Origin of the sequence: Blautia coccoides, from assembly GCF_034355335.1 — a bacterium.
GTDB classification, from domain to species: Bacteria; Bacillota; Clostridia; order Lachnospirales; family Lachnospiraceae; genus Blautia; species Blautia producta.
The window spans coordinates 2,853,147-2,873,933 of record NZ_CP136422.1; the positions used below are offsets into that span (position 1 = coordinate 2,853,147).

General features: G+C 47.1%; 20 protein-coding genes. 15 read left to right on the forward strand and 5 right to left on the reverse strand.

The genetic code is table 11. From position 1 onward, the window contains the following. Positions 1 to 44 precede the first annotated feature (44 nt). The 3 genes from BLCOC_RS12645 (at position 45) to BLCOC_RS12655 (ending at position 4,239) form a co-directional block, all read left to right on the forward strand. The gene (locus BLCOC_RS12645) at positions 45 to 479 is read left to right on the forward strand and encodes a MarR family winged helix-turn-helix transcriptional regulator (RefSeq protein WP_018594364.1); all 435 of its coding nucleotides are present in this window, start codon (positions 45 to 47) and stop codon (positions 477 to 479) included. Between the two features lie 65 nt (positions 480 to 544). After that, entirely contained in the window at positions 545 to 2,308 is a 1,764-nt protein-coding gene (locus BLCOC_RS12650) for an ABC transporter ATP-binding protein (protein ID WP_018594363.1), read from the forward strand. Between the two features lie 35 nt (positions 2,309 to 2,343). Beyond that, on the forward strand, positions 2,344 to 4,239 hold the full coding sequence (locus BLCOC_RS12655) for an ABC transporter ATP-binding protein (RefSeq protein ID WP_369846313.1): 1,896 nt from the start codon (positions 2,344 to 2,346) through the stop codon (positions 4,237 to 4,239). Positions 4,240 to 4,391: 152 nt separating this feature from the next. On the opposite strand, the gene BLCOC_RS12660 is transcribed toward BLCOC_RS12655, so the two are convergent. After that, entirely contained in the window at positions 4,392 to 6,491 is a 2,100-nt protein-coding gene (locus BLCOC_RS12660) for a M56 family metallopeptidase (RefSeq protein ID WP_115622385.1), read from the reverse strand. Positions 6,492 to 6,785: 294 nt separating this feature from the next. On the opposite strand from BLCOC_RS12660, the gene rhaM reads away from it, so the two are divergent. Beyond that, a complete protein-coding gene (rhaM, locus tag BLCOC_RS12665; RefSeq protein WP_018594360.1) occupies positions 6,786 to 7,097 on the forward strand; it encodes an L-rhamnose mutarotase in 312 nt (103 codons plus the stop codon). A gap of 169 nt (positions 7,098 to 7,266) precedes the next feature. Next, positions 7,267 to 7,617: a DUF2200 domain-containing protein gene (locus tag BLCOC_RS12670; RefSeq protein WP_018594359.1), complete on the forward strand. Its 351-nt coding sequence runs from the start codon at positions 7,267 to 7,269 to the stop codon at positions 7,615 to 7,617. Between the two features lie 63 nt (positions 7,618 to 7,680). Here BLCOC_RS12670 and BLCOC_RS12675 read toward each other — a convergent pair whose 3' ends face one another. The 3 genes from BLCOC_RS12675 to BLCOC_RS12685 are packed head-to-tail and all read right to left on the reverse strand — an operon-like array spanning position 7,681 to position 9,391. Next, a complete protein-coding gene (locus tag BLCOC_RS12675) occupies positions 7,681 to 8,322 on the reverse strand; it encodes an NADPH-dependent FMN reductase family protein (RefSeq protein WP_115622386.1) in 642 nt (213 codons plus the stop codon). Further along, the gene (locus BLCOC_RS12680; protein WP_115622387.1) at positions 8,319 to 8,822 is read right to left on the reverse strand and encodes a flavodoxin family protein; all 504 of its coding nucleotides are present in this window, start codon (positions 8,820 to 8,822) and stop codon (positions 8,319 to 8,321) included. The genes BLCOC_RS12675 and BLCOC_RS12680 overlap by 4 nt, the downstream gene beginning before the upstream one ends. Next, the gene (locus BLCOC_RS12685; RefSeq protein WP_115622388.1) at positions 8,819 to 9,391 is read right to left on the reverse strand and encodes a TetR/AcrR family transcriptional regulator; all 573 of its coding nucleotides are present in this window, start codon (positions 9,389 to 9,391) and stop codon (positions 8,819 to 8,821) included. The genes BLCOC_RS12680 and BLCOC_RS12685 overlap by 4 nt, the downstream gene beginning before the upstream one ends. Positions 9,392 to 9,739: 348 nt before the next feature. Between BLCOC_RS12685 and BLCOC_RS12690 the strand changes: the two genes are divergently transcribed. From BLCOC_RS12690 to BLCOC_RS12730, 9 genes are all read left to right on the forward strand, one after another. Then, positions 9,740 to 10,411, forward strand: coding sequence for a response regulator transcription factor (locus tag BLCOC_RS12690; RefSeq protein WP_029469293.1), 672 nt, complete (start codon positions 9,740 to 9,742; stop codon positions 10,409 to 10,411). 2 nt (positions 10,412 to 10,413) lie between these two features. Further along, the gene (locus BLCOC_RS12695; protein ID WP_029469292.1) at positions 10,414 to 11,454 is read left to right on the forward strand and encodes a HAMP domain-containing sensor histidine kinase; all 1,041 of its coding nucleotides are present in this window, start codon (positions 10,414 to 10,416) and stop codon (positions 11,452 to 11,454) included. 153 nt (positions 11,455 to 11,607) lie between these two features. After that, positions 11,608 to 12,120: a 4Fe-4S dicluster domain-containing protein gene (locus BLCOC_RS12700; RefSeq protein WP_029469291.1), complete on the forward strand. Its 513-nt coding sequence runs from the start codon at positions 11,608 to 11,610 to the stop codon at positions 12,118 to 12,120. After that, positions 12,117 to 14,246 (forward strand): aldehyde ferredoxin oxidoreductase N-terminal domain-containing protein, encoded by a 2,130-nt coding sequence (locus BLCOC_RS12705; RefSeq protein ID WP_115622389.1) that lies wholly within the window; start codon positions 12,117 to 12,119, stop codon positions 14,244 to 14,246. The genes BLCOC_RS12700 and BLCOC_RS12705 overlap by 4 nt, the downstream gene beginning before the upstream one ends. Before the next feature lie 199 nt (positions 14,247 to 14,445). Then, positions 14,446 to 15,771 carry a replication-associated recombination protein A gene (locus BLCOC_RS12710; protein WP_115625391.1) on the forward strand — a complete coding sequence of 442 codons (1,326 nt, stop codon included), beginning with the start codon at positions 14,446 to 14,448 and terminating at the stop codon, positions 15,769 to 15,771. A gap of 164 nt (positions 15,772 to 15,935) precedes the next feature. Further along, positions 15,936 to 16,154: a hypothetical protein gene (locus tag BLCOC_RS12715; protein ID WP_018594354.1), complete on the forward strand. Its 219-nt coding sequence runs from the start codon at positions 15,936 to 15,938 to the stop codon at positions 16,152 to 16,154. Positions 16,155 to 16,260: 106 nt separating this feature from the next. After that, positions 16,261 to 16,848, forward strand: a complete 588-nt coding sequence (locus tag BLCOC_RS12720) for an SOS response-associated peptidase (protein WP_018594353.1) — start codon at positions 16,261 to 16,263, stop codon at positions 16,846 to 16,848. A 90-nt stretch (positions 16,849 to 16,938) separates the two neighbouring features. Continuing rightward, positions 16,939 to 18,186 (forward strand): DNA polymerase Y family protein, encoded by a 1,248-nt coding sequence (locus BLCOC_RS12725; protein ID WP_174717611.1) that lies wholly within the window; start codon positions 16,939 to 16,941, stop codon positions 18,184 to 18,186. A gap of 14 nt (positions 18,187 to 18,200) precedes the next feature. After that, positions 18,201 to 18,578: a hypothetical protein gene (locus BLCOC_RS12730; protein ID WP_115622390.1), complete on the forward strand. Its 378-nt coding sequence runs from the start codon at positions 18,201 to 18,203 to the stop codon at positions 18,576 to 18,578. Here the strand turns inward: BLCOC_RS12730 and BLCOC_RS12735 are convergent. Then, on the reverse strand, positions 18,560 to 19,348 hold the full coding sequence (locus tag BLCOC_RS12735; RefSeq protein ID WP_115622391.1) for an arylamine N-acetyltransferase family protein: 789 nt from the start codon (positions 19,346 to 19,348) through the stop codon (positions 18,560 to 18,562). The two genes, BLCOC_RS12730 and BLCOC_RS12735, sit on opposite strands and share 19 nt — an antisense overlap. 301 nt (positions 19,349 to 19,649) lie before the next feature. Here BLCOC_RS12735 and BLCOC_RS12740 point away from each other — a divergent pair, with 301 nt between their 5' ends. Beyond that, on the forward strand, positions 19,650 to 20,750 hold the full coding sequence (locus BLCOC_RS12740) for a DUF362 domain-containing protein (RefSeq protein WP_115625393.1): 1,101 nt from the start codon (positions 19,650 to 19,652) through the stop codon (positions 20,748 to 20,750). Positions 20,751 to 20,787: the final 37 nt, after the last annotated feature.

Below are 20,787 nucleotides of genomic sequence, written 5' to 3' on the forward strand. Positions count from 1 at the left end.
GAAACAGTCAGCAAGCGAACTTGTTTCAGATAAGGAGATGAAATATGCAGAATGTAAAAGATGAAAATGTGATGCGTCTGCTGAAAAAGCTAAATCTGGCCATGGAGTCCCTGGGCAATGCCATGATGGTGAAACACGGCATGTCCGCTGCCCAGTGTAATGTGCTGGGATATCTGACGGACCATGAGGAACAGAACATATGCGCCAGAGACCTTCATATATCCCTGGGGCTTTCCAAAGCCAATGTGTCATCTCTTCTGAAAAAACTGAAGAACGGAGGCTATATAGATTTCATGCCGGACCCATCGGATGAACGGCTGAAGCATATCTGTCTTACGGAACGGGCAGATGAGCTGAAGGATGAGATAGAGCAGGGCTTTAAAAATCTGGAAGGCTGTATGTATCAGGGGTTTACAGAGGGAGAAAAGCTTCTTTTGTCAGAACTTCTGGGAAGGATGCTGAGTAATCTGAAACAATGAGATTCCGTGAATGGAAGGTTCGCAGTGCGCGGTTTCTATCGTAGAATGAACAGGAGGCTTACAATATGATCAAGACATTACTTGCGCAGGTGAAGCAGTATAAAAAGGCTTCCCTGCTGACACCCCTATATGCTGCCCTGGAGGTGGTGATGGAGGTTCTGATCCCATTTATCACGGCGGCGATCATTGATAAGGGAATTGAGGCCGGCAGCATTTCCAAGGTGTACCAGTACGGTGCCCTGATGCTGGTATTTGCCATGCTCAGCCTGCTTTTCGGAGTTCTGGCAGGCCGCTATGCAGCCAGTGCTTCCTCAGGACTGGCGTGTAATCTGAGGGAAGCGATGTATGACAATATACAGACATTTTCTTTTTCCAACATTGACAAATACAGTACCGCGGGTCTGGTGACCCGTATGACCACAGATGTGACAAATGTACAGAATGCATACCAGATGATCTTAAGGATCGCGGTCCGTGCTCCGTTTACTCTGATCTGCAGTATGTTTATGTGCTTTTTTATCAACGTGAAGTTGAGCCTTATTTTCGTGGTGGCTATCGTAGTTCTGGCTGCTGTCCTGATATTTGTTATGAGCAGGACGACAAAAATATTTGATGTGGTGTTTAAAAAGTATGATGAATTAAATGCCAGTGTCCAGGAAAATGTTTCCGCTATCCGAGTGGTCAAAGCCTATGTGCGGGAAGATCATGAGAATGAGAAATTCACCAAAGCGGCAAACAATCTGTACAGTCTTTTTGTGAAGGCAGAGAAGTTTCTCTCCCTGAATGGCCCTGTGATGATGTTTGTCATCTATTTCTGTGTTGTTGCCCTTTCCTGGTTCGGAGCAAAATTCATCGTTGTGGGAGACCTGACCACAGGTGAGCTGACTTCCATGTTCAGCTACATTATGGGAATCCTCATGTCTTTGATGATGCTGTCCATGATATTCGTCATGGTGACCATGAGTGCGGCAAGCGGCAGACGTATTGCCGAGGTTCTGAACGACAAAGCAGATCTGGTCAATCCGGAGAATCCGGATAAAGTGATACCGGACGGCAGGATTGACTTTGACCACGTGAATTTTTCCTATAAACACGGCAGCGGCAAGGAGACGCTGACAGACATTGATCTGCACATCAAAGCCGGGGAGACCATAGGCATCATAGGCGGAACGGGATGCGGAAAATCAAGTCTTGTGAATCTCATAAGCCGTCTGTACGATGTGACGGGAGGCTCTGTATCCGTAGGCGGCAAGGATGTGAGAAACTATGACATGGAGGAACTGAGAAACCAGGTTGCCGTAGTGCTTCAGAAGAATGTGCTCTTTTCAGGAACCATTTTGGATAACTTAAGATGGGGAAATGAACAGGCTGATAGGGAGGAATGCATAGAGGCGTGCCGGCAGGCCTGCGCAGATGAATTTATCGAACAGTTTCCAGACAAATATGATACGTACATTGAGCAGGGGGGAACCAACGTATCCGGGGGTCAGAAACAGAGGCTCTGTATTGCAAGGGCACTGCTTAAAAATCCCAAGATATTGATCCTGGATGACTCCACCAGCGCGGTTGATACTGCCACAGATGCGAAGATCAGAAATGCGTTTACAAAAGCTATTCCGGGAACCACTAAGCTTATCATTGCCCAGAGGATTTCCAGTGTACAGGACGCAGACAGGATTCTGGTGCTGGATGAGGGTAGAGTGAACGGATTTGACACACATACGAATCTGCTGGCTAATAATAAAATTTATAAAGAAATTTACGATACACAGATCAGGGGCGGTGGTGATTTTGACCAGGCCGGAAATAAGACAGGAGGTGCAGCATAATGGCAGAAAATGTAAAAGCTGTAAAAGGCCCGGGCATGAACGCGCATGGGCCAAGACCAAAAGTGGATAATGCGGGGAAAATCCTGAAACGGACACTTGGATATATGATGAAGAATTATAAAGGGCTTTTTGCCGTGGTAGTAGTCTGTATTGTGGCTACGGCACTGGCTACCCTGTCCGGGACCCTGTTTATGCAGAAATTGATCGATGACTATATTATCCCTATGACAAAAATGTCTGATCCGGATTTCGGGCCGCTCAAAAAGGCACTGCTCATGCTGATCGGAATTTATGCAGTCGGTGTTTTATGTGCCTTTGCCTATAACAGGATCATGGTGTACATCAGCCAGGGAACGCTCAGATATCTGCGTGTGGATCTGTTTACCCACATGGAATCCCTGCCCATTAAGTTTTTTGATACCCATGCCCATGGGGACATTATGTCTGTCTATACAAACGATGTGGATACCCTCCGCCAGTTGATCAGCCAGAGCATTCCCCAGGTTGTAAATTCAGCGGTGACCATTGTGATCACATTTGTGAGCATGATCGTGCTGGATATTCCTCTGACGCTACTGACACTGGTAATGATCGGCATTATGATGATCACCACGAAACAGTTAAGCGGAAAATCCGGCAGGTACTTTGGAGAACAGCAGAAAAATCTGGGCCGGGTAAATGGTTATATTGAGGAAATGATGGAGGGACAAAAGGTAGTAAAGGTGTTCTGCCATGAAGAGAAGAGTGTGAAGGACTTCAGAAAGCTGAACGAGGAGCTTCGTGACAGTGCCGATAAGGCCAATACCTTTGCCAATATCATGATGCCGGTGAACGGCAACCTGGGAAATATCAGTTATGTGCTCTGTGCTGTGCTGGGGGCGGTTCTGGCCTTAAAGGGATTCGGAGGGCTGACGCTGGGAACGCTGGTATCCTTCCTGACACTGAACAAGAATTTCACTCAGCCCGTGACACAGATCAGTCAGCAGATGAACAGCATTGTTATGGCAATGGCCGGTGCGGACCGTGTCTTCAAGCTTCTGGACGCGGAGCCTGAGGTGGACAATGGCTATGTGGAACTGGTCAACGCAAAAGAACAGCCGGACGGCAGCCTTGCGGAAAGCGAAGAAAGAACCGGTGTGTGGGCTTGGAGACATCCCCATAAAGCGGAGGGGACAGTCACCTATCAGAGACTTGAGGGAGATGTCACTTTCAACGATGTGGATTTCGGGTATAATGATGATAAGATCGTGCTTCACAATATAAAATTATTTGCCACACCGGGACAGAAGATTGCGTTTGTGGGAAGCACCGGTGCGGGTAAGACTACCATCACCAATCTGATCAATCGTTTCTATGATATCCAGGACGGCAAAATAAGATATGACAATATTAATATCAATAAGATCAGGAAATCAGATCTGCGCCGTTCTCTGGGCATGGTGCTTCAGGATACCCATCTATTCACGGGAACCGTTATGGAGAATATCCGTTACGGCAGACTGAACGCTTCGGATGAGGAGTGCAGGGCAGCGGCAAAGCTGGCAAATGCAGATGGATTTATCCGCCGCCTGCCGGATGGATATGACACTATGCTTACCGGAGACGGTTCTAATTTAAGTCAGGGACAGAGGCAGCTTCTGGCCATTGCAAGGGCTGCTGTAGCTGACCCGCCGGTCCTGATCCTGGATGAGGCAACATCCTCCATTGATACCAGGACAGAGACACTGGTACAGCAGGGCATGGACCGGCTGATGAAGGGAAGGACTACCTTTGTCATTGCTCACAGGCTGTCAACGGTACGGAATTCGGACTGCATTATGGTCCTGGAACAGGGGCGTATCATTGAGCGTGGAACTCATGACCAGCTCATGGAGGAGAAAGGAAAGTATTACCAGTTGTATACAGGAAATTTTGCGGAGGAACCTGCGTAGGCAGTATAAAGAGATGCCCCGCCTTGTGGTAGCCGGAAGTGAGAGTGTGCGGTATATATTCTCACTTCCGCTGTCATCAGGCGGGGCTTAAATGATCCTAGATATGTTTGATACAGACAGCGGAGCCTGTTGGGTTTATAGGGGCATACCAGTCAGTTGAAGTTGAAGGTGTCTGGAATGACCTGCGCTCTTTTCCGGGAAAAATCCAGTCTGCTGTATGCGTCATTCATCTCCGGTGTTTCTTCGTGAGTGACGCCCTGTGTTATATAAAAGTAATAATACATTCCGTCAGGACCTTGTCCGAGATACTGGAGATCATCAGGAAGGTCATTAGTTTCATGCTTTGATATAGTAAAAATATTTCCGTAAAGGTCAGACTGGCCGCTCTGGCGCAGTTCATACTGTTCCTTTAAAACACCTTCGACTCCAACTTGGGTTGGCTCAAAAACAAGTTTATCCTGCCAATCTGCCGGATATTCAAAAGAATATCCATCCCCCTGATAAAGAGCCAGTCCATCTCCGGCATTTTCCTGTGACAGCAGGAACTGTATATTTTGTACTTCTGTTGTATTAAAAAGTGTATCAGAAAACTGCTCTTTGGTATATTTCGGTTTATACCAGGATTTCCTTTCAAAATAGCTTTTGATATCAGGGTCAGTAAAAATATAACCGTGGCGGGCATAGATTTCGTTCCTGGCATACATCAGTTCTTCCGTGGAAAGATTGGCTGTGTCCTGCTGGGTAAGCACTTTTGTGCCGCTGTCAAATATTACAAATTCTTCCGGATTTAATTCTGCTTCAGGCTCTGTATTTTCAGGCGCTACACTTTCAGGCTCTGTATTTTTAGGATTCGTGTCTTTAAGATTCGTAATATTCAGGTCTGTGTCTTTAGAATCCTGATTTTCGGGGGTATCTGTTTTCAAAGCTGTTTTTATCGGCTCGTTTTTCGTTTCGGAGAGGTTTTCCTCTTTTTCTGCAGAACTGTCCTGGGAAATTGTGTTTTCTTTTTTGGCGCTGCCGGAAGCAGCAGATGCTTCATCCGGCCGGTCCTGCTCTGCGGCAGATGGATTTTCGGAAGACGTATCACCGGTTTTCAGGGAACAGCCGATAAAAAGCACAGAGCTTAAGAAGATCAGCACAAGGAACAGGGCGGGAATACGGCCTTTTTTCCGTTTTCCGGCATCCATTACATTGTGTACTCTTTCTTTAAAACCAGAGAGACTGTCATTCAGCCCGGCAGTCAGGCGGGAAAGCTTTTTGTCAGAATGGGCGGCTGTTCTCAGAAGCAGTTCATTGTATCGTAGGCGGGAGGTTTGAGGAAAGTCCCGGATCACATGTTCGTCACAGGTGAATTCCAGATCCTTCTCAGCTTCTCTCTGCATATATAAAAGAGACGGGTTAAACCAGTATAGACTGCGTACCACAAATAAAAGCCCTTTGAACCACAGGTCTCTGCGCTGATAATGACATAACTCGTGCCGGAAGATAAAATCCAGCTCCTGGGGAGAGTAATCCTGATCTGGCAGATACAGACAGGTATCCAGAAATCCCGCCAGCAAAGGTGTGGACAGATCACTGCTTTTTAAAAGACGTGGTTTTTTGTCAACTTTAAGCAGTTTACATCTGGAACGGTAGAGGTCCAGCGTGATCTCATCCAGCATGGGAGAACTCCAGCGTCTCAGTTTACGGAGTGCATTGGCGTAATTAAAAGCATGAAAAGTAAAAAGAAGCAGTGCTCCGGTCAGCCATATAAAGACAATGATCCGGTCGAGATCCGCTGCCTTGATACTGTCAAAAATCTGCAAACTCTGCTGCTGTGAATATGCGGATTGGTACGCAAAGGTCTGCTTTGATGACCGCATATGAGATGCAGTATCGGCATTGGCCGTATTTCCGCCGATATCAGTTCCATGGGCATAAGCAGTATTCCCATTGATATCAGTGCTATCGGCAGCAGAAACCCCTTCATTCATAACAGCGCTGCCGGCAGAGGCAGTTTCAGGATCATCATTTTTCCAGTTAGAAAAGGCAGTGCCGTGCAGCTGCGGAAGCGGAACTTCCATCTGCACCAGTGAGGTATGCCCGGTTAGATTTATAGGGAACAGCAATGCAATGGATAAAAGCAGCCATATGGCACATTTCCACCGGGCGGAATATTTATGGCCTAAAAACCTGGCAGTGACTGCGGTGATAAGAATACAGAACGCCGCCATAATATTTATTCTGAGTATATTGATAATAAATTCCTGCATACACAAAACCCCCTTGAAAAGCAGACATGACTATGGTTTTTCTTTTGTGACATCTTATATGTATTGTATGGAAATATAAAATTCTACAAATGTAGTTGTTAAGTATATTCTACAATTATAGTAGATAAATGTCAAGGGGATTTGGAAATAATATCAAAATTAAAATCGGCAGCAGCAGTTTATCCTGTCTAAGCGGTGTGGAACCAGATGGGTCTAGCTTTTGGCGTAAAATAAAAGTATAATGTAAAGCATAAGAAAGTATTACGAATATCATTGATGATCAGGAGGAAAAATATGTACAAGGCATTTAAAATGAAATTATATCCGGGCTGTGAGGCAGAATATGAAAGGCGACACAATGAGCTTTGGCCTGAGATGAAGGAGATGATCCATGCCCATGGAGGAAAGAATTACTCTATCTTTCTGGACCGGGAGACACTGACCTTATTCGGCTGTATAGAGATTGAAAATGAGGAGCTGTGGGCAAAAGGGGCTGACACGGCGGTCAACCGGAAATGGTGGGATCATATGGCGGATATTATGGAGACAAACCCTGACAACAGCCCTGTTTCAGTGGATCTGAAACCTATGTTCCATCTGGACTGACAGGGGCTGATCTTATTACAGATCCGGCGTGCAGAAACGGCTGTCATCTGCCAGGTATGAAAGAATCAATAAAGTAACTGTGAAGGTACTGAGCAGTTACAATTCAGGAAATCATAAAGTCAATGGAGATTAAGTTTTCGAGTGTGTTTAAAATGTGGAGGACAGACCAATGAATCATGATAAAGTATATCAGATGAGCTTTTCAAAAATTTATCCGCTCCTGGTCAATAAGGCGCTGAAAAAGGGGCGGCAGCAGGAAGAGGTAGATGAGATCATCTGCTGGCTTACGGGATACAATAAGAATGAGATCCGGTCAATGGCTGAAAAGACCATATCCTATGCAGATTTCTTTGGGAATGCACCGAAGATGAATCCCAACAGAAAACAAATAAAAGGAAAGATATGCGGGATCAAGGTGGAGGATATTGAAGAGCCGCTCATGCAGGAGATCCGATATCTGGATAAGTTGATCGACGAACTTGCCAAGGGAAAAGCCATGGGAAAAATATTGAGAGACTGAGAGAAACCGGCATGGATTTTTCTGCCGGTTTCCCGTTTTTGTTTATAGTAAAAAGACGTGGATTCAGACTTGTTTGTTCCACAGATCCCGGCGGGTCAGACCATTGTTTTTTACTGCCTGCCGCCAGCCCATCTCCCCTGCCATTTTATAAAGAAAGCGTGGAAAATTAGGTGAGAAGCAGATGTTTTCTCCGGTTTCCTGACGCAGTATCCTGTCAGACAGTGTGTTGAATGCACCGGAAAAGTTCTTCTTGGGTCCTTTTCCGGTAGCCATACCGCTTATTACAGGCATCATTCCTCCGGCGCCGATCCCAAGACCGCCGCCCCAGATGACTCCGGCTTTGGAGCACCAATTTTCCATGATATCCAGAGCAAGGGCATTCTGACTTCCCTCATAAAATCCGCAGTTTGCAATAGCATAAACAGTACAGTCCTTTGAAAAGGCAGCGTGTTTAAGATATTCCTCTAATCGGACCAGACATGACAACAGATGTGAGGGAAGAGAATCAACATAAAGGGGAAATGCAAAGACCATTATACTGCAGTCCTGCAGGAGTTCCAAATCACTGCTGCCGGGCTGTTTTTTTGTAAAGTGAAGGTTTATGATCTCATTTTCAGAGGGGATAAGCCCCTGCAGTTCTTTTAATATAAGGCCGGAAGCACTGTCTTTCCTCTTAGGGCTTCCGTTTATCAGGGCAATTTTCATATTTTCAGTGCCTCCATTTCTTGAATGGAATCCAGAAAGGTGACAGATTCCACGGTACAGTAAAGATTGACTGCATTTGCCTTTACCAATTTTTGCGCGGTTTCCTTTTCCTTGGCGGTTATGCCATTGCCATAGAAAACGACTTTTAACCGGAAGTCCCTTTTATAGCGCTGCTGGTGATGCATTTCCCCGTTTTTGACCGTAAAGTAGGGATGGATATAGGAGATGCTTCTGTCCAGCACGTTTTTTACAAAGGGGCTGTAGCTGCCATAAGCACATTTACTGATGATCAGCATTTCACTGCACATGGCAATGTTTTTTCCCATCTGTTCATAGGTGTCTTTGAGGATACAGGCCCCCGGTGTTTTTAGCCAGCATCCGAAACAGCCGATACAGGGGCGTATGCTGCCGCTGTCCGTAATGACCATATCGTTGGGGGCAATCTGCGGATAAACCTTCTGCAGTGTATCTTCTGTCAAATCGTGGATAATTAATTTCATTTAGACTGTTCCTCCGTCCTTATTTGGTTGAGAAATGCATGGAATGCGGAATCGGTGAGAACCCGGATCTCCTCGTTTGGGATGTGGGCGGCTTTGGTGGCTATCATGGAGGCAATGCCGTGTGTGTACAGCATCATATGCAGGTAGAGCCGCTTGGCGGCAGTTTCGCTGATAGAAAGTGTTCTCATGATATCCCTGGTGACATCCTGCCTGGCACACTGTCTGTATATATCTTCCAGGCTGTTGATATTCATATACCTGGGTAAGAACAGGAAACAGAACAGATACCTTTCTTCCCTGGCAAATCCAATATGGCACCGTCCGATGGACGCAAAATAATAATTTCTGTCAGCGTTCTTTTCCACATATTCTGTCAGATACCGCTGGGTGTAGACAAACAGTTCCTCCATCAGCTCCGGCATATTAGAATAGCAACTGTATATGGGCTGAACGGAACAGCCGGCCTGACTGGCAATGCTTCTGGCATTTACGGCTTCATGTCCCTTTGTGCGCAGCAGTGTAAAGGCTGCATCCAGTATCATTTCTTTTGTGATCTTTTGTTTTGGCATTTTCTTACCTCTAATATTACGAATGTTATATAACTCTTGTTATACAGTGTGTATGCGGATTTGTCAAGAGATTTTTACTTCTGAGAAGACTGTGAGTAACGGTAAAGCCTTCCGTTGTCCCGCCAGGTGATGCCTTGCATTTGCAGGGCAATCCCGAGGAAGCCACGCGTCAGATGGCAGACAAAAAGAAATGGGAGGATCCCATTGATTTATGAAATACTATGAGGTACAATAACATTTAATTTAGGCATCTTTACTGTTTGTCAACAAATGTTGATGCTGAGTTGAGAGAATATTGATGCAGAGAGAGTAGCATATTAAGAGACTATAAAGTTATGGGAGGTAAGCATGTTCAGAATATTGATCGTAGAAGATGACACAGAACTCCGCCAGCTTTTCCAGAGGGTACTGGTGAAAAACGGATATTCCGTCAAAGGTGTTGCCAATGGACGTGAAGCTCTGGATGCCATGGAGCAGGAATATGTGGATTTGATCATTTCGGATATCATGATGCCGGTAATGGATGGATATGAGCTGGTACAGGCCCTTCGTGACGCCGGATATCAGAACCCGGTTCTGATGATCACAGCCAAGGATGCCTTTGATGACATGAAGCTGGGATTCCTGTCCGGAACAGATGACTATATGGTAAAGCCCGTCAATGTAAATGAAATGGTGTTGAGAGTAGGCGCGTTGCTGCGGCGTGCTCAAATGGCCAGCAGCCGCAGGCAGGTCATAGGCAGTACAGAACTGAATTACGATTCTATGACAGTTATTACCGATGGAAAATCTTATGTTCTTCCGCAGAAGGAATTCATGCTGCTGTATAAAATGGTCTCTTTTCCGGGACGTATTTTCACCAGACAGCAGATCATGGATGAGATATGGGGATATTATGCGGATACAGATACTCATACAGTAGATGTACATATTGCAAGACTTCGGGAGCGTTTTAGAGATAACCCTGATTTTCAGATCATTACGCTCCGCGGTGTGGGATATAAGGTGATGAAGAAATGAAAATATTCAAAGGCAAAAAATCAAGGATCAATATGCGCAGATATTTTATGTTCATCATATTAGGTATTCTTATCAGTGCATATATTCTGTCTTTGGTCATTATAATGTTTCTGAACAAAGTTTTTGAATCTTCAACTGCTTTACCGGAGACAACAGCTCAGATTCTGCTCAGCATCCTGGTGGGCGGTATTCTGGCGTCTCTTCTCAGTAAGATCATACTTTCCCCCATCGAGAAGCTGAATCAGAAAATGGGAAAGGTGGCGGAAGGAGATTTTAACCTAAAGCTTGAGACAGAAAGCAAGATAGACGAGATACAGGATCTGTACAGTAACTTCAATCAAATGGTAAAAGAACTGGAATCCACAGAGATGCTGCAGATGGATTTTATATCCAATGTATCCCATGAATTTAAAACTCCCATCAATGCTATCGAGGGGTATGCCATGCTGCTGCAGGACAATCCCCAGTTTTCAAAAGAGCAGGCAGAGTATGTCAATAAAATCCTATTTAATACAATGCGCCTTTCAAAACTTACCAGCAATATATTATTACTGGCAAAAATAGACAACCAGACGCTTTTCTCAAGATTTGAAAGATACCGGCTGGATGAGCAGATCCGCCAGGCTATCGTGGTTTTGGAATCGAAATGGACAGACAAGGAGATCGAGCTGGATGTGGAGATGGAAGAGGTATTTTATACGGGAAATGAAGCCCTGTTGTTTCATGCGTGGAGAAATCTCATTGATAACGCGGTTAAGTTTAATCCCATAGGCGGCAGTGTTGTGATCAGGCTGAAGGTGATCTGCGCAAGTGTTGTCTTTACGATCCGGGATTTTGGACCGGGAATCCGGGAAGAAGAAGCAAGGCGTATATTTGATAAATTCTATCAGGCAGACAGCTTTCATATGGATGAAGGCAACGGACTGGGGCTTGCATTGGTTAAAAAGATCATCTCCGTTCACAGCGGAACGATCAGGGTTGAGAACAGGGAGGATGGAGGATGTGAATTCACAGTCACGCTTCCGGTCACAGAGAAATTTTGACGGCGGAGAGAAATCTCCGCCGTTTTTCTGCTTTCTACCTTTCTCAACGATTGTTGATATTCAGTTGACGAAAAATTGTACTTGAAATTGTACAATATAACAAACCGGAAAATCCGGCCGCCGGGTATCAAAACGACAAGAAAGGAGATTTTTATGCCAAAAGAAAAAAAGTTAATGCAGGAAAAGATACCTCTTTCCAAAGGTGTGATACATGTCAATGAGAGGTTATGCGGTGCGTGTAAAGTTTGCATGTTTGCCTGTTCCTTGGCAAATGACGGGGCAGCGGCGCTGGATCTGGCAAGGATACAGGTGAATTCTGATGATATTGATGAATTCGATACCTTTGCGGAGCCTTGTCTCCAGTGTGTCGACCCTCAATGTATGAGACATTGTCCTGTGGGTGCCATATATGCAGACGAAACCACCGGTGCCAGAGTTATCAACCAGGAAATTTGTATCGGTTGTAAATTATGTATCAAACACTGCCCCTATGAACTGCCGCGGATCCGTTTTGATGCGGTCAAGAAAAAAGCCACCAAGTGCAATCTGTGCAATGGAGATCCCCAGTGCGTAAAACTCTGTCCCACCGGTGCTCTAACTTACGTTACGGATCCCGAAGGTGTGCAAACTGGCTACGGCGCTGAAAAGGAGGTATCAAAGGGATGAAGGAATTAAACGGATATGCAGGAAAAATGTTGAGAGTGGATCTTTCTTCCGGAGAAGTGACGGAATTTTCAAGTTCTCCGTATCTGCCCAAGTATCTGGGCGGCAGAGGTCTGGCCGCAAGACTTTACTGGGATGAGATCAAACGGGAAACAGAACCTTTTGACCCGGACAATAAACTTATTTTTGTACCCGGCGGATTGAACAGCACCGGAGCTGTGGGAGCATCGAAAAGTTATCTTACATCAAAGTCTCCTTATCAGTATCCCTGCCATTCTTTCCACTGTACAGAAGCGTCTAATGTGGGGCCTCAGATCAAACGCGCTGGATATGACGCGCTTATCATTGAGGGAAAAGCCCATAAACCGGTCTATTTACATATTTATAACGGCAAGGTGGAGATACTGGATGCTCAGGAATATTGGGGACAGGGGACATGTGCTGTGCGAAACGCCCTGCTTGAAAAACATGGCGGCAATGTTGTGGTGTCCTGTATTGGCCCGGCAGGGGAAAATCTTGCTGTTCAGGCCGGAATCTTCAACTCCTGTTCCTCTGTCTTTGCCAGAGGCGGATTCGGGGCGGTTTTTGGTTCCAAAAATCTGAAGGCGATCGTTATCGGCGGCACTGGCAGGATAAAGGTGTCGGATCCATTCAAACTTTTAGAGGTCAACAAAAAAAGAGCGAGTATTACTGAAATAAAGGTGGGCGAAGAAAAGGTGGTTGATGGCCGGAAGATCAAAGGTGAGATGGACCCGCCATGGCAGTCCAGAGGACTGCTGCCATTTTTATCCGGAAGCATGGTAGAAGCCGCTAAAAGAGGAGAGATCACATTCAAAAAGCAGGGGTGTGAGGGCTGTCCCTACCACTGCCGTACCATGATAAAATTTGCGGATGGTTCTTCCACTCTCGTTGTCAAATGCGCAGGCGCGTTTGGCGGCGCCCATGAAATCTCTGCCGCCGCCGCAGCCAACAATACAAAGGAACATCTGAACATGCAGGCAGCAGCCATGAACATCATGGATGCAGTCAACCAGGATGTAGTCGACTTCTGGAGGGTTTTGATCGATCTCGGCTTTGATATCATGCAGCTCATCTGTATCAACGGCCAGACAGAACCGATCACGCTGGAAGATAATACCCATGAGCACGGTCTCGACGGAGGAGACTGGCTTTCCATGCTGCATGAAGCCGGCATCCTCAATGAGGAGAACACGGGACTGCCTTACAATAACGGCAAATATCACACAAAAGAATGGTTGATCAAATTATGTGAGATCATTGCTTACCGGAAGGGCTTCGGGGATATTCTGGCCCAGGGACCGGGACCTGCCACGGAATACATTGTTTCACATGAAGAATTTGGCCCTGACAGAGCCAAGGCTGTTGATATTTACCACAGGTGTTGTCCGAAAGCTGGACCTATATGCAGCCATGATTTTAAACATGCTATGTATACCCCGAATCCTGTGAGGAGCATCTATGCCGCGGTAAGTGACAGAGTGGGCAATAACCCGGAGCCGTATTGGTTCGGCACTCATAATGAGGTGCCCAGTGAGTCTCCGGAAGTGATCGAGAAATGGTTTGGGGGCAGCCGTGATATTCTGGATTATTATGCCTGGAACATAGAGCAGGTAAAAGCAGCTATCGCCCATGAGGACAATGCCATGCTGACAGACAGTATCGGTACCTGTACCTACATTGACCACATGCAGCGCAAGGTGCTGCGCATGTCTATGGCACGTGAACCGATCAATACCGTTCAGGAACTTCTTGAGAATTCCCCCAATGGAGGCCCGGAATATTTAAGCGCTGTGACCGGCGAAACCGTCACCTATGAGGAACTGATCGAACAGGCGAAAGCCTCTGTAAATATGGTAAGGGCCTGCTGGGTGAGAGACGGTTATACGGAGACCGGTGTTTTCGATACATTTTGGGATATTCAGTTTGAGGTGAGGAACAGAGAGACAGGCGCCCTTGGACTGCCGAAAGAAAAATTTGAAAAAGCCATTCAGGATTACTATGGCCTGAGAGGATGGATAAACGGGGTTCCCACAAGAGATACACTGGAGCATTACGGCCTTCAGGATGTTGCGGATGAGTTGGAGGAAAGAGGCTTACTGCAGGGATAGCAGGTGAACAGGAAAAGCTTTGGCCAGATTTTTGTACCACATGTTTCATTCCGGTTATAATGTCATAAAAATATTGCCATACAAACAAATGTTTGGTAAGATAATAACAGAGACTCAGACAGGTCTGTGTATATCTGAACGGATCATATTTATATATGGCAGAAGTACGGATTCCGGGAGGATAATGGGAGGTACGGATATGGAACAGATGACATTATTTGACGACCGGGGGCAGACGGCTCCTCTGGCCAGCCGGCTGAGGCCTAAGCGCCTGGAAGACTTTGTGGGACAGGAGCATTTGCTGGGAAAAGGGAAGATGCTGCGCCAGCTCATTGAGCGGGATCAGATTTCTTCCATGATCTTCTGGGGGCCTCCCGGAGTTGGGAAAACTACGCTGGCCAGTATTATTGCAGGCAGAACAAAAGCTGATTTTATCAATTTCAGCGCAGTGACCAGCGGGATCAAAGAAATCAAAGATGTGATGAGCCATGCGGAGACCAGCCGAAGAATGGGAATCCGCACGGTTCTCTTTGTGGATGAGATCCACCGTTTCAACAAAGCCCAGCAGGACGCGTTTCTTCCCTATGTGGAGAAGGGCAGCATCACTCTGATCGGAGCTACCACGGAGAACCCTTCCTTTGAGATCAATGCAGCGCTTTTGTCACGGTGCAAGGTGTTTGTTCTGAAGGCATTGGAGGAAAAAGATCTGGTGAAGCTTTTACAACATGCATTGGAGAACCCGGCAGGGTTTGGGGGACAGAATGTCCACATCACGGAGGAACAGCTCACAGCCATCGCTGCTTTTGCGAACGGAGATGCCAGGACTGCGCTCAACACTCTGGAGATGGCAGTCTTGAACGGGGAGATCACAGAGAATGGCATCACAGTGACAAAAGAGGGGATGGAGCAGTGTATCAGCAGAAAGTCCCTGCTGTATGACAAAACAGGGGAGGAGCACTACAACCTCATATCTGCTCTTCACAAATCCATGAGGAACAGTGATCCGGATGCGGCTATTTACTGGATGTGCCGTATGCTGGAGGGAGGGGAAAACCCGCTTTACATTGCCAGAAGGCTGGTCCGCTTTGCCAGTGAAGATGTGGGGATGGCAGACAGCAATGCCCTGCAGGTGGCCGTGGCCGTGTACCAGGCCTGTCATTTTCTGGGAATGCCTGAGTGTGATGTGCACCTGACTCATGCAGTTACATACCTTGCCATGGCTCCAAAATCAAATGCCTTATATACTGCCTGTGAGCACTGCAAAGAGGATGTGAAGAACAAAAGGGCAGAACCCGTTCCCCTGCAGCTTCGCAATGCCCCCACAAAGCTTATGAAAGAGCTTGACTACGGACAGGGATATGTATATGCCCACGATACCAGGGAGAAGCTAAGTGCCATGCAGTGTATGCCTGACTCCTTGAAGGACAGACGGTATTATCACCCTACAGAGCAGGGGGAGGAGAAAAAGGTCAGGGAACACCTGGAGTCTGTTCTTCAGTGGAAGAAAGAACACGCCAAAGAATAAAAGAAAAAACTGAAAAATCAAAAAGAAGCTTTGTAAAAATCAGGAAATTCGTTTATAATAAAAGTATATAAGTAACTGTTTGGGCAGGACTGCGCATTTACTGTGCTGACTGAGTATAAGAGCAGTTACGTATGAAAACCGTGAATACAAGGAGGTAATTGTGTATGAAACATTATGAACTGATCCATGAGATTTATAATCTGTGTGACGGACATCCTGATTCCCAGATCAAAGAAGTGGATGTGGATGATCTGGATGTTTACATGAAAAGCTTGACCAGCAAGGTTTCCACCTGTGAGAAAACAGAGCGTGAGGACGGCTCCGTTGTGTACGAGGTTGTGACCAATGGCGTGAAAGAGAGATATACCTTTACAGAGGCGTGAGAACAGGGGAGATGCGGTATTCCGCATCTCCTTTTCGCACGGGGAATAAAGAGAAATACAGATGGACATCCTTACAGGCAGGAAAGAAAAGTAAAAAGGAGGGCTTATGTGCGGCAGATATTATATTGATGATGATACCATCAGAGAGATGGAAAAGCTGGTGCGCCAGATTGATAAAAAACTGCTGGAGGAAAAGAGCCGGGATGTGTTTCCATCCCAGAACGCTCCGGCCGTTACGGGAAGGGACGGGGTGCTGTGCGGAGAAGAGCTTGTCTGGGGATTTCCCGGATTTGAAAAAAGCCGGGTGATCTTTAACGCAAGGCAGGAGACGGCGCTGGAAAAGAGAACCTTTCGTGACAGTCTTCTTCTCCGCAGATGTGTGATCCCGGCCAAAAACTTCTATGAGTGGAACAGGAAAAAAGAAAAATATACATTTGCAAGATCCGACGGCAGGATTCTATTTTTGGCGGGTATTTACGATCAGTATGGGGAGGAGGAGCGGTTTGTGATCCTGACAACCGAGGCCAATGACTCCATGAGCCGGGTCCATGACAGGATGCCCTTGATACTGGAGGAGCGGCAGATCAAGGACTGGATTTTCAGCAGGGAGAAGGCAGAGGAAATGCTTGGTCAGACACCGGTTATGCTGAATGGCAGCACAGAATATGAACAACAGACACTGGACCTGCAGTAGCGGGTCCTTTTTCCATGAATCGCCTATTTAAAACAGAACATATGTTCTGATATAATTTTTACATGAATACAATGTAATGAGGTGATAAAAATGGAGAAGGTCATTTTTCATGTGGACGTAAATTGTGCCTACTTATCCTGGGAGGCGGTATACAGGAGAAAATACAGGGGAGAGGCTCTGGATCTGCGGGATATTCCTTCCGCAGTGGGAGGAGATGTAAACCAGAGACATGGGATCATCCTGGCAAAATCCATGCCTGCCAAGGCGTATGGGATCCGCACCGGTGACTCTGTCTGGGAGGCGCGGCAGAAGTACGGCTCACTCACCATCGTACCTCCGGACTACAGTCTCTATGACAGAAGCTCCCATGCCCTGTTGGACATTTTAAGGGAATATTCTCCCAGTGTGGAGCAGTATTCCATTGATGAGGCGTATATGGATATGAGCGGCACAGAAAGGCTTTTCGGAACCCCTGAGAAAGCTGCGGACAGTATCCGCCAAAGAATCCAGAAAGAACTGGGCTTTACAGTCAATATAGGCATATCTGAGAATAAACTGCTGGCAAAGATGGCCTCTGATTTCAAAAAGCCAGACAGGACGCACACGCTTTTCACAAGAGAGATTCCACAGAAGCTGTGGCCTCTTCCGGCAGGCGAACTGTTTTTTGTGGGAAGAGCCTCAGCAAAAAAGCTCTATGATCTGGGAATCTATACCATAGGGGAGCTGGCCAAGACAGATGTGGAAATTCTGAAACGGCATATGAAGAAACAGGGAGAGCTGATCTGGAATTTTGCCAATGGAAGAGATTTTTCCCTGGTGGAGGCTGTACCGCCGCCGAATAAGGGATATGGAAATTCTACAACCATTCCTGTGGATGTGACCACCGCTTCCCAGGCTTCCCTGGTGCTTCTGGCTCTGGCGGAAACGGTGGGTGCCAGGCTTAGAAAGGACGGAAAGAAAGCGGAGGTGATCTCTGTGAGTATCAAGGATTATCTTTTCCGGACATCCTCCCATCAGTGCAGGCTTCCTGCCCCCACAAACATTACAGAGGAGCTGCACCGCCATGCCTGCCGCCTTTTCCCGGAGCTTTGGGACGGACTTCCCATCCGGCATCTGGGCATACACACGGGCAGGATCCAGGACGGAAATGTTATGCGGCAGATGGAACTTTTTGACACAAGGGATTACGGGAAACTGGAGCGCCTGGATCGGGCTGTGGATACCATACGGAGACGGTACGGCATAGACGCGGTAAAGCGCGCCGTGTTTCTGGAATCCCCCATTGACCATATGAGCGGCGGGATGTCCAGAGAGAAACGTTACCGCTGTGAACACTGAAAGGAGAGAAGAGCATGGCATTCGGTACAGATATCCATATGGAGAAGGCGGACGCGGGCAGCATCCGTGGGGAGCAAGAGCGCATTGCTGTGAGCTGCTGGTTCACCAGCAAGGGGGATACCAGTCTGCAGCTTTTAAAATATCAGGATGAGGAAGGGCAGATCCACACGGTCCGCAGCATCCGGGTCCTTTGCAGGGAGGAAAAACATTACAATGGTATTCCCACGCTGGAATATGTCTGTAGAATAGAAGAAGGGGGATATGAGACGGAAATAAAACTCATCTTTTTTCTGGAGGAGCATCGCTGGGCAATGATAAAAAACTCCCCGTCTGCAGGATATCAGCCGGCAGAAGGGGAGTTTAGTACCAAAGATCAGGAGATATGGAGATGAAAATACTGTTCCAGGATCGGAAGAAATTCCTCCTCTGTTATCTGCCGGATCGTCTTTTCACCCTTTTCCGAGAGGGTGAAAATATCTCCCATTAAAGACACACTTCCTCCGGGTGTCCGCAGATTTACCATGCGCAGACGCGGGAAAACAGACTGTTCATGGGTGGAGGCAAAGGCATTGAGAGCTATAAAATCCACAGGTTCGCAGGGAACAGGGGTGAAACTCATGACAGTGGAAAAGGTATCCTTGGAGCAATAGGAAAGCTTCCACCAGTAGGTATCTGTCTGGTCAAGACGGAAGGTCTGGCCTTTGATGCATTCCTCCCAGCCGTCAATCAGGGGCATGGAGGCAGCGGGCATGGGACCGCCGTATCCCACGTCACAGAAATACTGTTGTCCGTCTATGCGGACAAGGTTGATGCGGTGGGAGATGGGGGGAATGAACTCATCACCACAATCCCGGATGATCCTGGCCATACAGGGTGTGACCTCATACCCGCAGGCAGTGAGCAGGGAGGCAAAGAGAGCATTCAGTTCGTAACAGTATCCACCCCGTTTCTTCCATACGATCTTTTCATACAGGGAGGAAATGGAGAGGGAGGCAGTCCTCTTGAATTCACACACATCAAGGTCCTCAAAGGGGACATGGAGCTGGTGCGCATAGATGAGCCGGTCCAGATTTTTTTTGTCGGCAGCCGGCACTGTGTCAAGTCCCAGGCGTTTCAGATAAGGCTCTGTCTGGGGAAGAGGTTCATACAATTCTTCGTACATAGTATTAGATCCTTTTCTCTTTTTGTAATTTCGTACCGCTGCCGCAGGCTTTTGACAGCGGAAAATCCATAAAACAAGTATAGCATATGCAGGGGAATTATGATACTATTTATTCAACCTTTGGACTTCATAGCAGCAAAAGCATGCACAAAGACTGTACAAACCCCAGTCTGGCGCGTGGCTGCCCAAGGATTGCCATGCAATGCAAAGCAGCACCTGGCGGGAGGGTAAAAGGCTGAACTGTTACGAAAAATCTCCCTGTTTTCTAAGGGAAACAGGAGAAAAAGGAGCCGGCAGAGAAATGGAAAATAATGAGATTCTGATGATACATGGAAAAGATTATAAAGAGATGACAAAGCGCCTTTTGAAAGAGGCGGGATTGGACACGCGGATACCTGACAGAAGGTGTCGCATCGGCATAAAGCCCAATCTGGTATCTCCCACGGCGGCCTCCTACGGAGCCACCACACACCCGGAGATCATTGCCGGGATCGTGGAATATTTGCAGGAGAGAAACTATGAAAATCTGGTGATCCTGGAGGGGTCCTGGGTGGGTGACCGGACTGCGGAGGCTTTCCGGGTGTGCGGATATGAAAGCCTGGCAGAGCAATACGGTGTGGAGCTTCTGGATACCCAGAAGGACAGTACCACATCCTGTGACTGTGAGGGAATGGAGCTGCAGATCTGTGACAGCGCCCTGGCCCTTGATTTTCTCATCAATGTGCCTGTGCTGAAGGGACACTGCCAGACAAAGATCACCTGTGCCCTGAAAAATATGAAGGGGCTGATACCAAATAAGGAGAAACGGCATTTTCACGCCATAGGGCTGCACAAGCCCATTGCCCATCTGAACACAGTGCTGCACCAGGATTTTATTGTGGTGGACAACATCTGCGGGGACCTGGACTTTGAGGACGGGGGCAATCCTGTGGTGATGGACAGGATCTTAGCGGCGGCTGACCCGGTGCTCTGTGATGCCTATGTATGTCATCTTCTGAAGTATGAAACAGAGGAGGTGCCATATATAAAAATGGCGGAGAAACTGGGAGTGGGGAGTGCTGATCTTTCCGGGATCGTGCTTCGTACCTGCAATGAACAGGAGCATTCCGTTCACGTGCCTGCCGGTAGAAAAATTGTGGAGCTTCAGGATGCTGTGGAGGAGGTGGAATCCTGCAGTGCCTGCTACGGCTATCTGATCCCTGCGCTTGATAAACTAAAGGAGGAGGGGCTTTTCGGAAAACTGAAGACAAAGATCTGTATCGGACAGGGATTCCAAGGGAAAGAAGGAGAACTGGGTATCGGCAGTTGTACCCGATGCTTCCGGCACACCCTGAAAGGGTGTCCACCTACGGAAAACCAGATATATGAGTTTTTGAAAAATTATATAGAGGAACAAGAATAGAAGGAAGGGCGCCCCGGCAGACAAAGCTAGGGACGCC

Bases quoted from the DNA above. Each gene is read 5' to 3' on its own strand.
- rhaM (WP_018594360.1), top strand. From the start codon at position 6,786: ATGTACAAGGCATTTAAAATGAAATTATATCCGGGCTGTGAGGCAGAA.
- BLCOC_RS12725 (WP_174717611.1), top strand. From the start codon at position 16,939: ATGGAGAAGGTCATTTTTCATGTGGACGTAAATTGTGCCTACTTATCC.
- BLCOC_RS12685 (WP_115622388.1), bottom strand. From the start codon at position 9,391: ATGCCAAAACAAAAGATCACAAAAGAAATGATACTGGATGCAGCCTTT.
- BLCOC_RS12690 (WP_029469293.1), top strand. From the start codon at position 9,740: ATGTTCAGAATATTGATCGTAGAAGATGACACAGAACTCCGCCAGCTT.
- BLCOC_RS12720 (WP_018594353.1), top strand. From the start codon at position 16,261: ATGTGCGGCAGATATTATATTGATGATGATACCATCAGAGAGATGGAA.
- BLCOC_RS12680 (WP_115622387.1), bottom strand. From the start codon at position 8,822: ATGAAATTAATTATCCACGATTTGACAGAAGATACACTGCAGAAGGTT.
- BLCOC_RS12715 (WP_018594354.1), top strand. From the start codon at position 15,936: ATGAAACATTATGAACTGATCCATGAGATTTATAATCTGTGTGACGGA.
- BLCOC_RS12645 (WP_018594364.1), top strand. From the start codon at position 45: ATGCAGAATGTAAAAGATGAAAATGTGATGCGTCTGCTGAAAAAGCTA.
- BLCOC_RS12710 (WP_115625391.1), top strand. From the start codon at position 14,446: ATGGAACAGATGACATTATTTGACGACCGGGGGCAGACGGCTCCTCTG.
- BLCOC_RS12705 (WP_115622389.1), top strand. From the start codon at position 12,117: ATGAAGGAATTAAACGGATATGCAGGAAAAATGTTGAGAGTGGATCTT.
- BLCOC_RS12650 (WP_018594363.1), top strand. From the start codon at position 545: ATGATCAAGACATTACTTGCGCAGGTGAAGCAGTATAAAAAGGCTTCC.
- BLCOC_RS12735 (WP_115622391.1), bottom strand. From the start codon at position 19,348: ATGTACGAAGAATTGTATGAACCTCTTCCCCAGACAGAGCCTTATCTG.
- BLCOC_RS12655 (WP_369846313.1), top strand. From the start codon at position 2,344: ATGAACGCGCATGGGCCAAGACCAAAAGTGGATAATGCGGGGAAAATC.
- BLCOC_RS12740 (WP_115625393.1), top strand. From the start codon at position 19,650: ATGGAAAATAATGAGATTCTGATGATACATGGAAAAGATTATAAAGAG.
- BLCOC_RS12675 (WP_115622386.1), bottom strand. From the start codon at position 8,322: ATGAAAATTGCCCTGATAAACGGAAGCCCTAAGAGGAAAGACAGTGCT.
- BLCOC_RS12660 (WP_115622385.1), bottom strand. From the start codon at position 6,491: ATGCAGGAATTTATTATCAATATACTCAGAATAAATATTATGGCGGCG.
- BLCOC_RS12700 (WP_029469291.1), top strand. From the start codon at position 11,608: ATGCCAAAAGAAAAAAAGTTAATGCAGGAAAAGATACCTCTTTCCAAA.
- BLCOC_RS12730 (WP_115622390.1), top strand. From the start codon at position 18,201: ATGGCATTCGGTACAGATATCCATATGGAGAAGGCGGACGCGGGCAGC.
- BLCOC_RS12670 (WP_018594359.1), top strand. From the start codon at position 7,267: ATGAATCATGATAAAGTATATCAGATGAGCTTTTCAAAAATTTATCCG.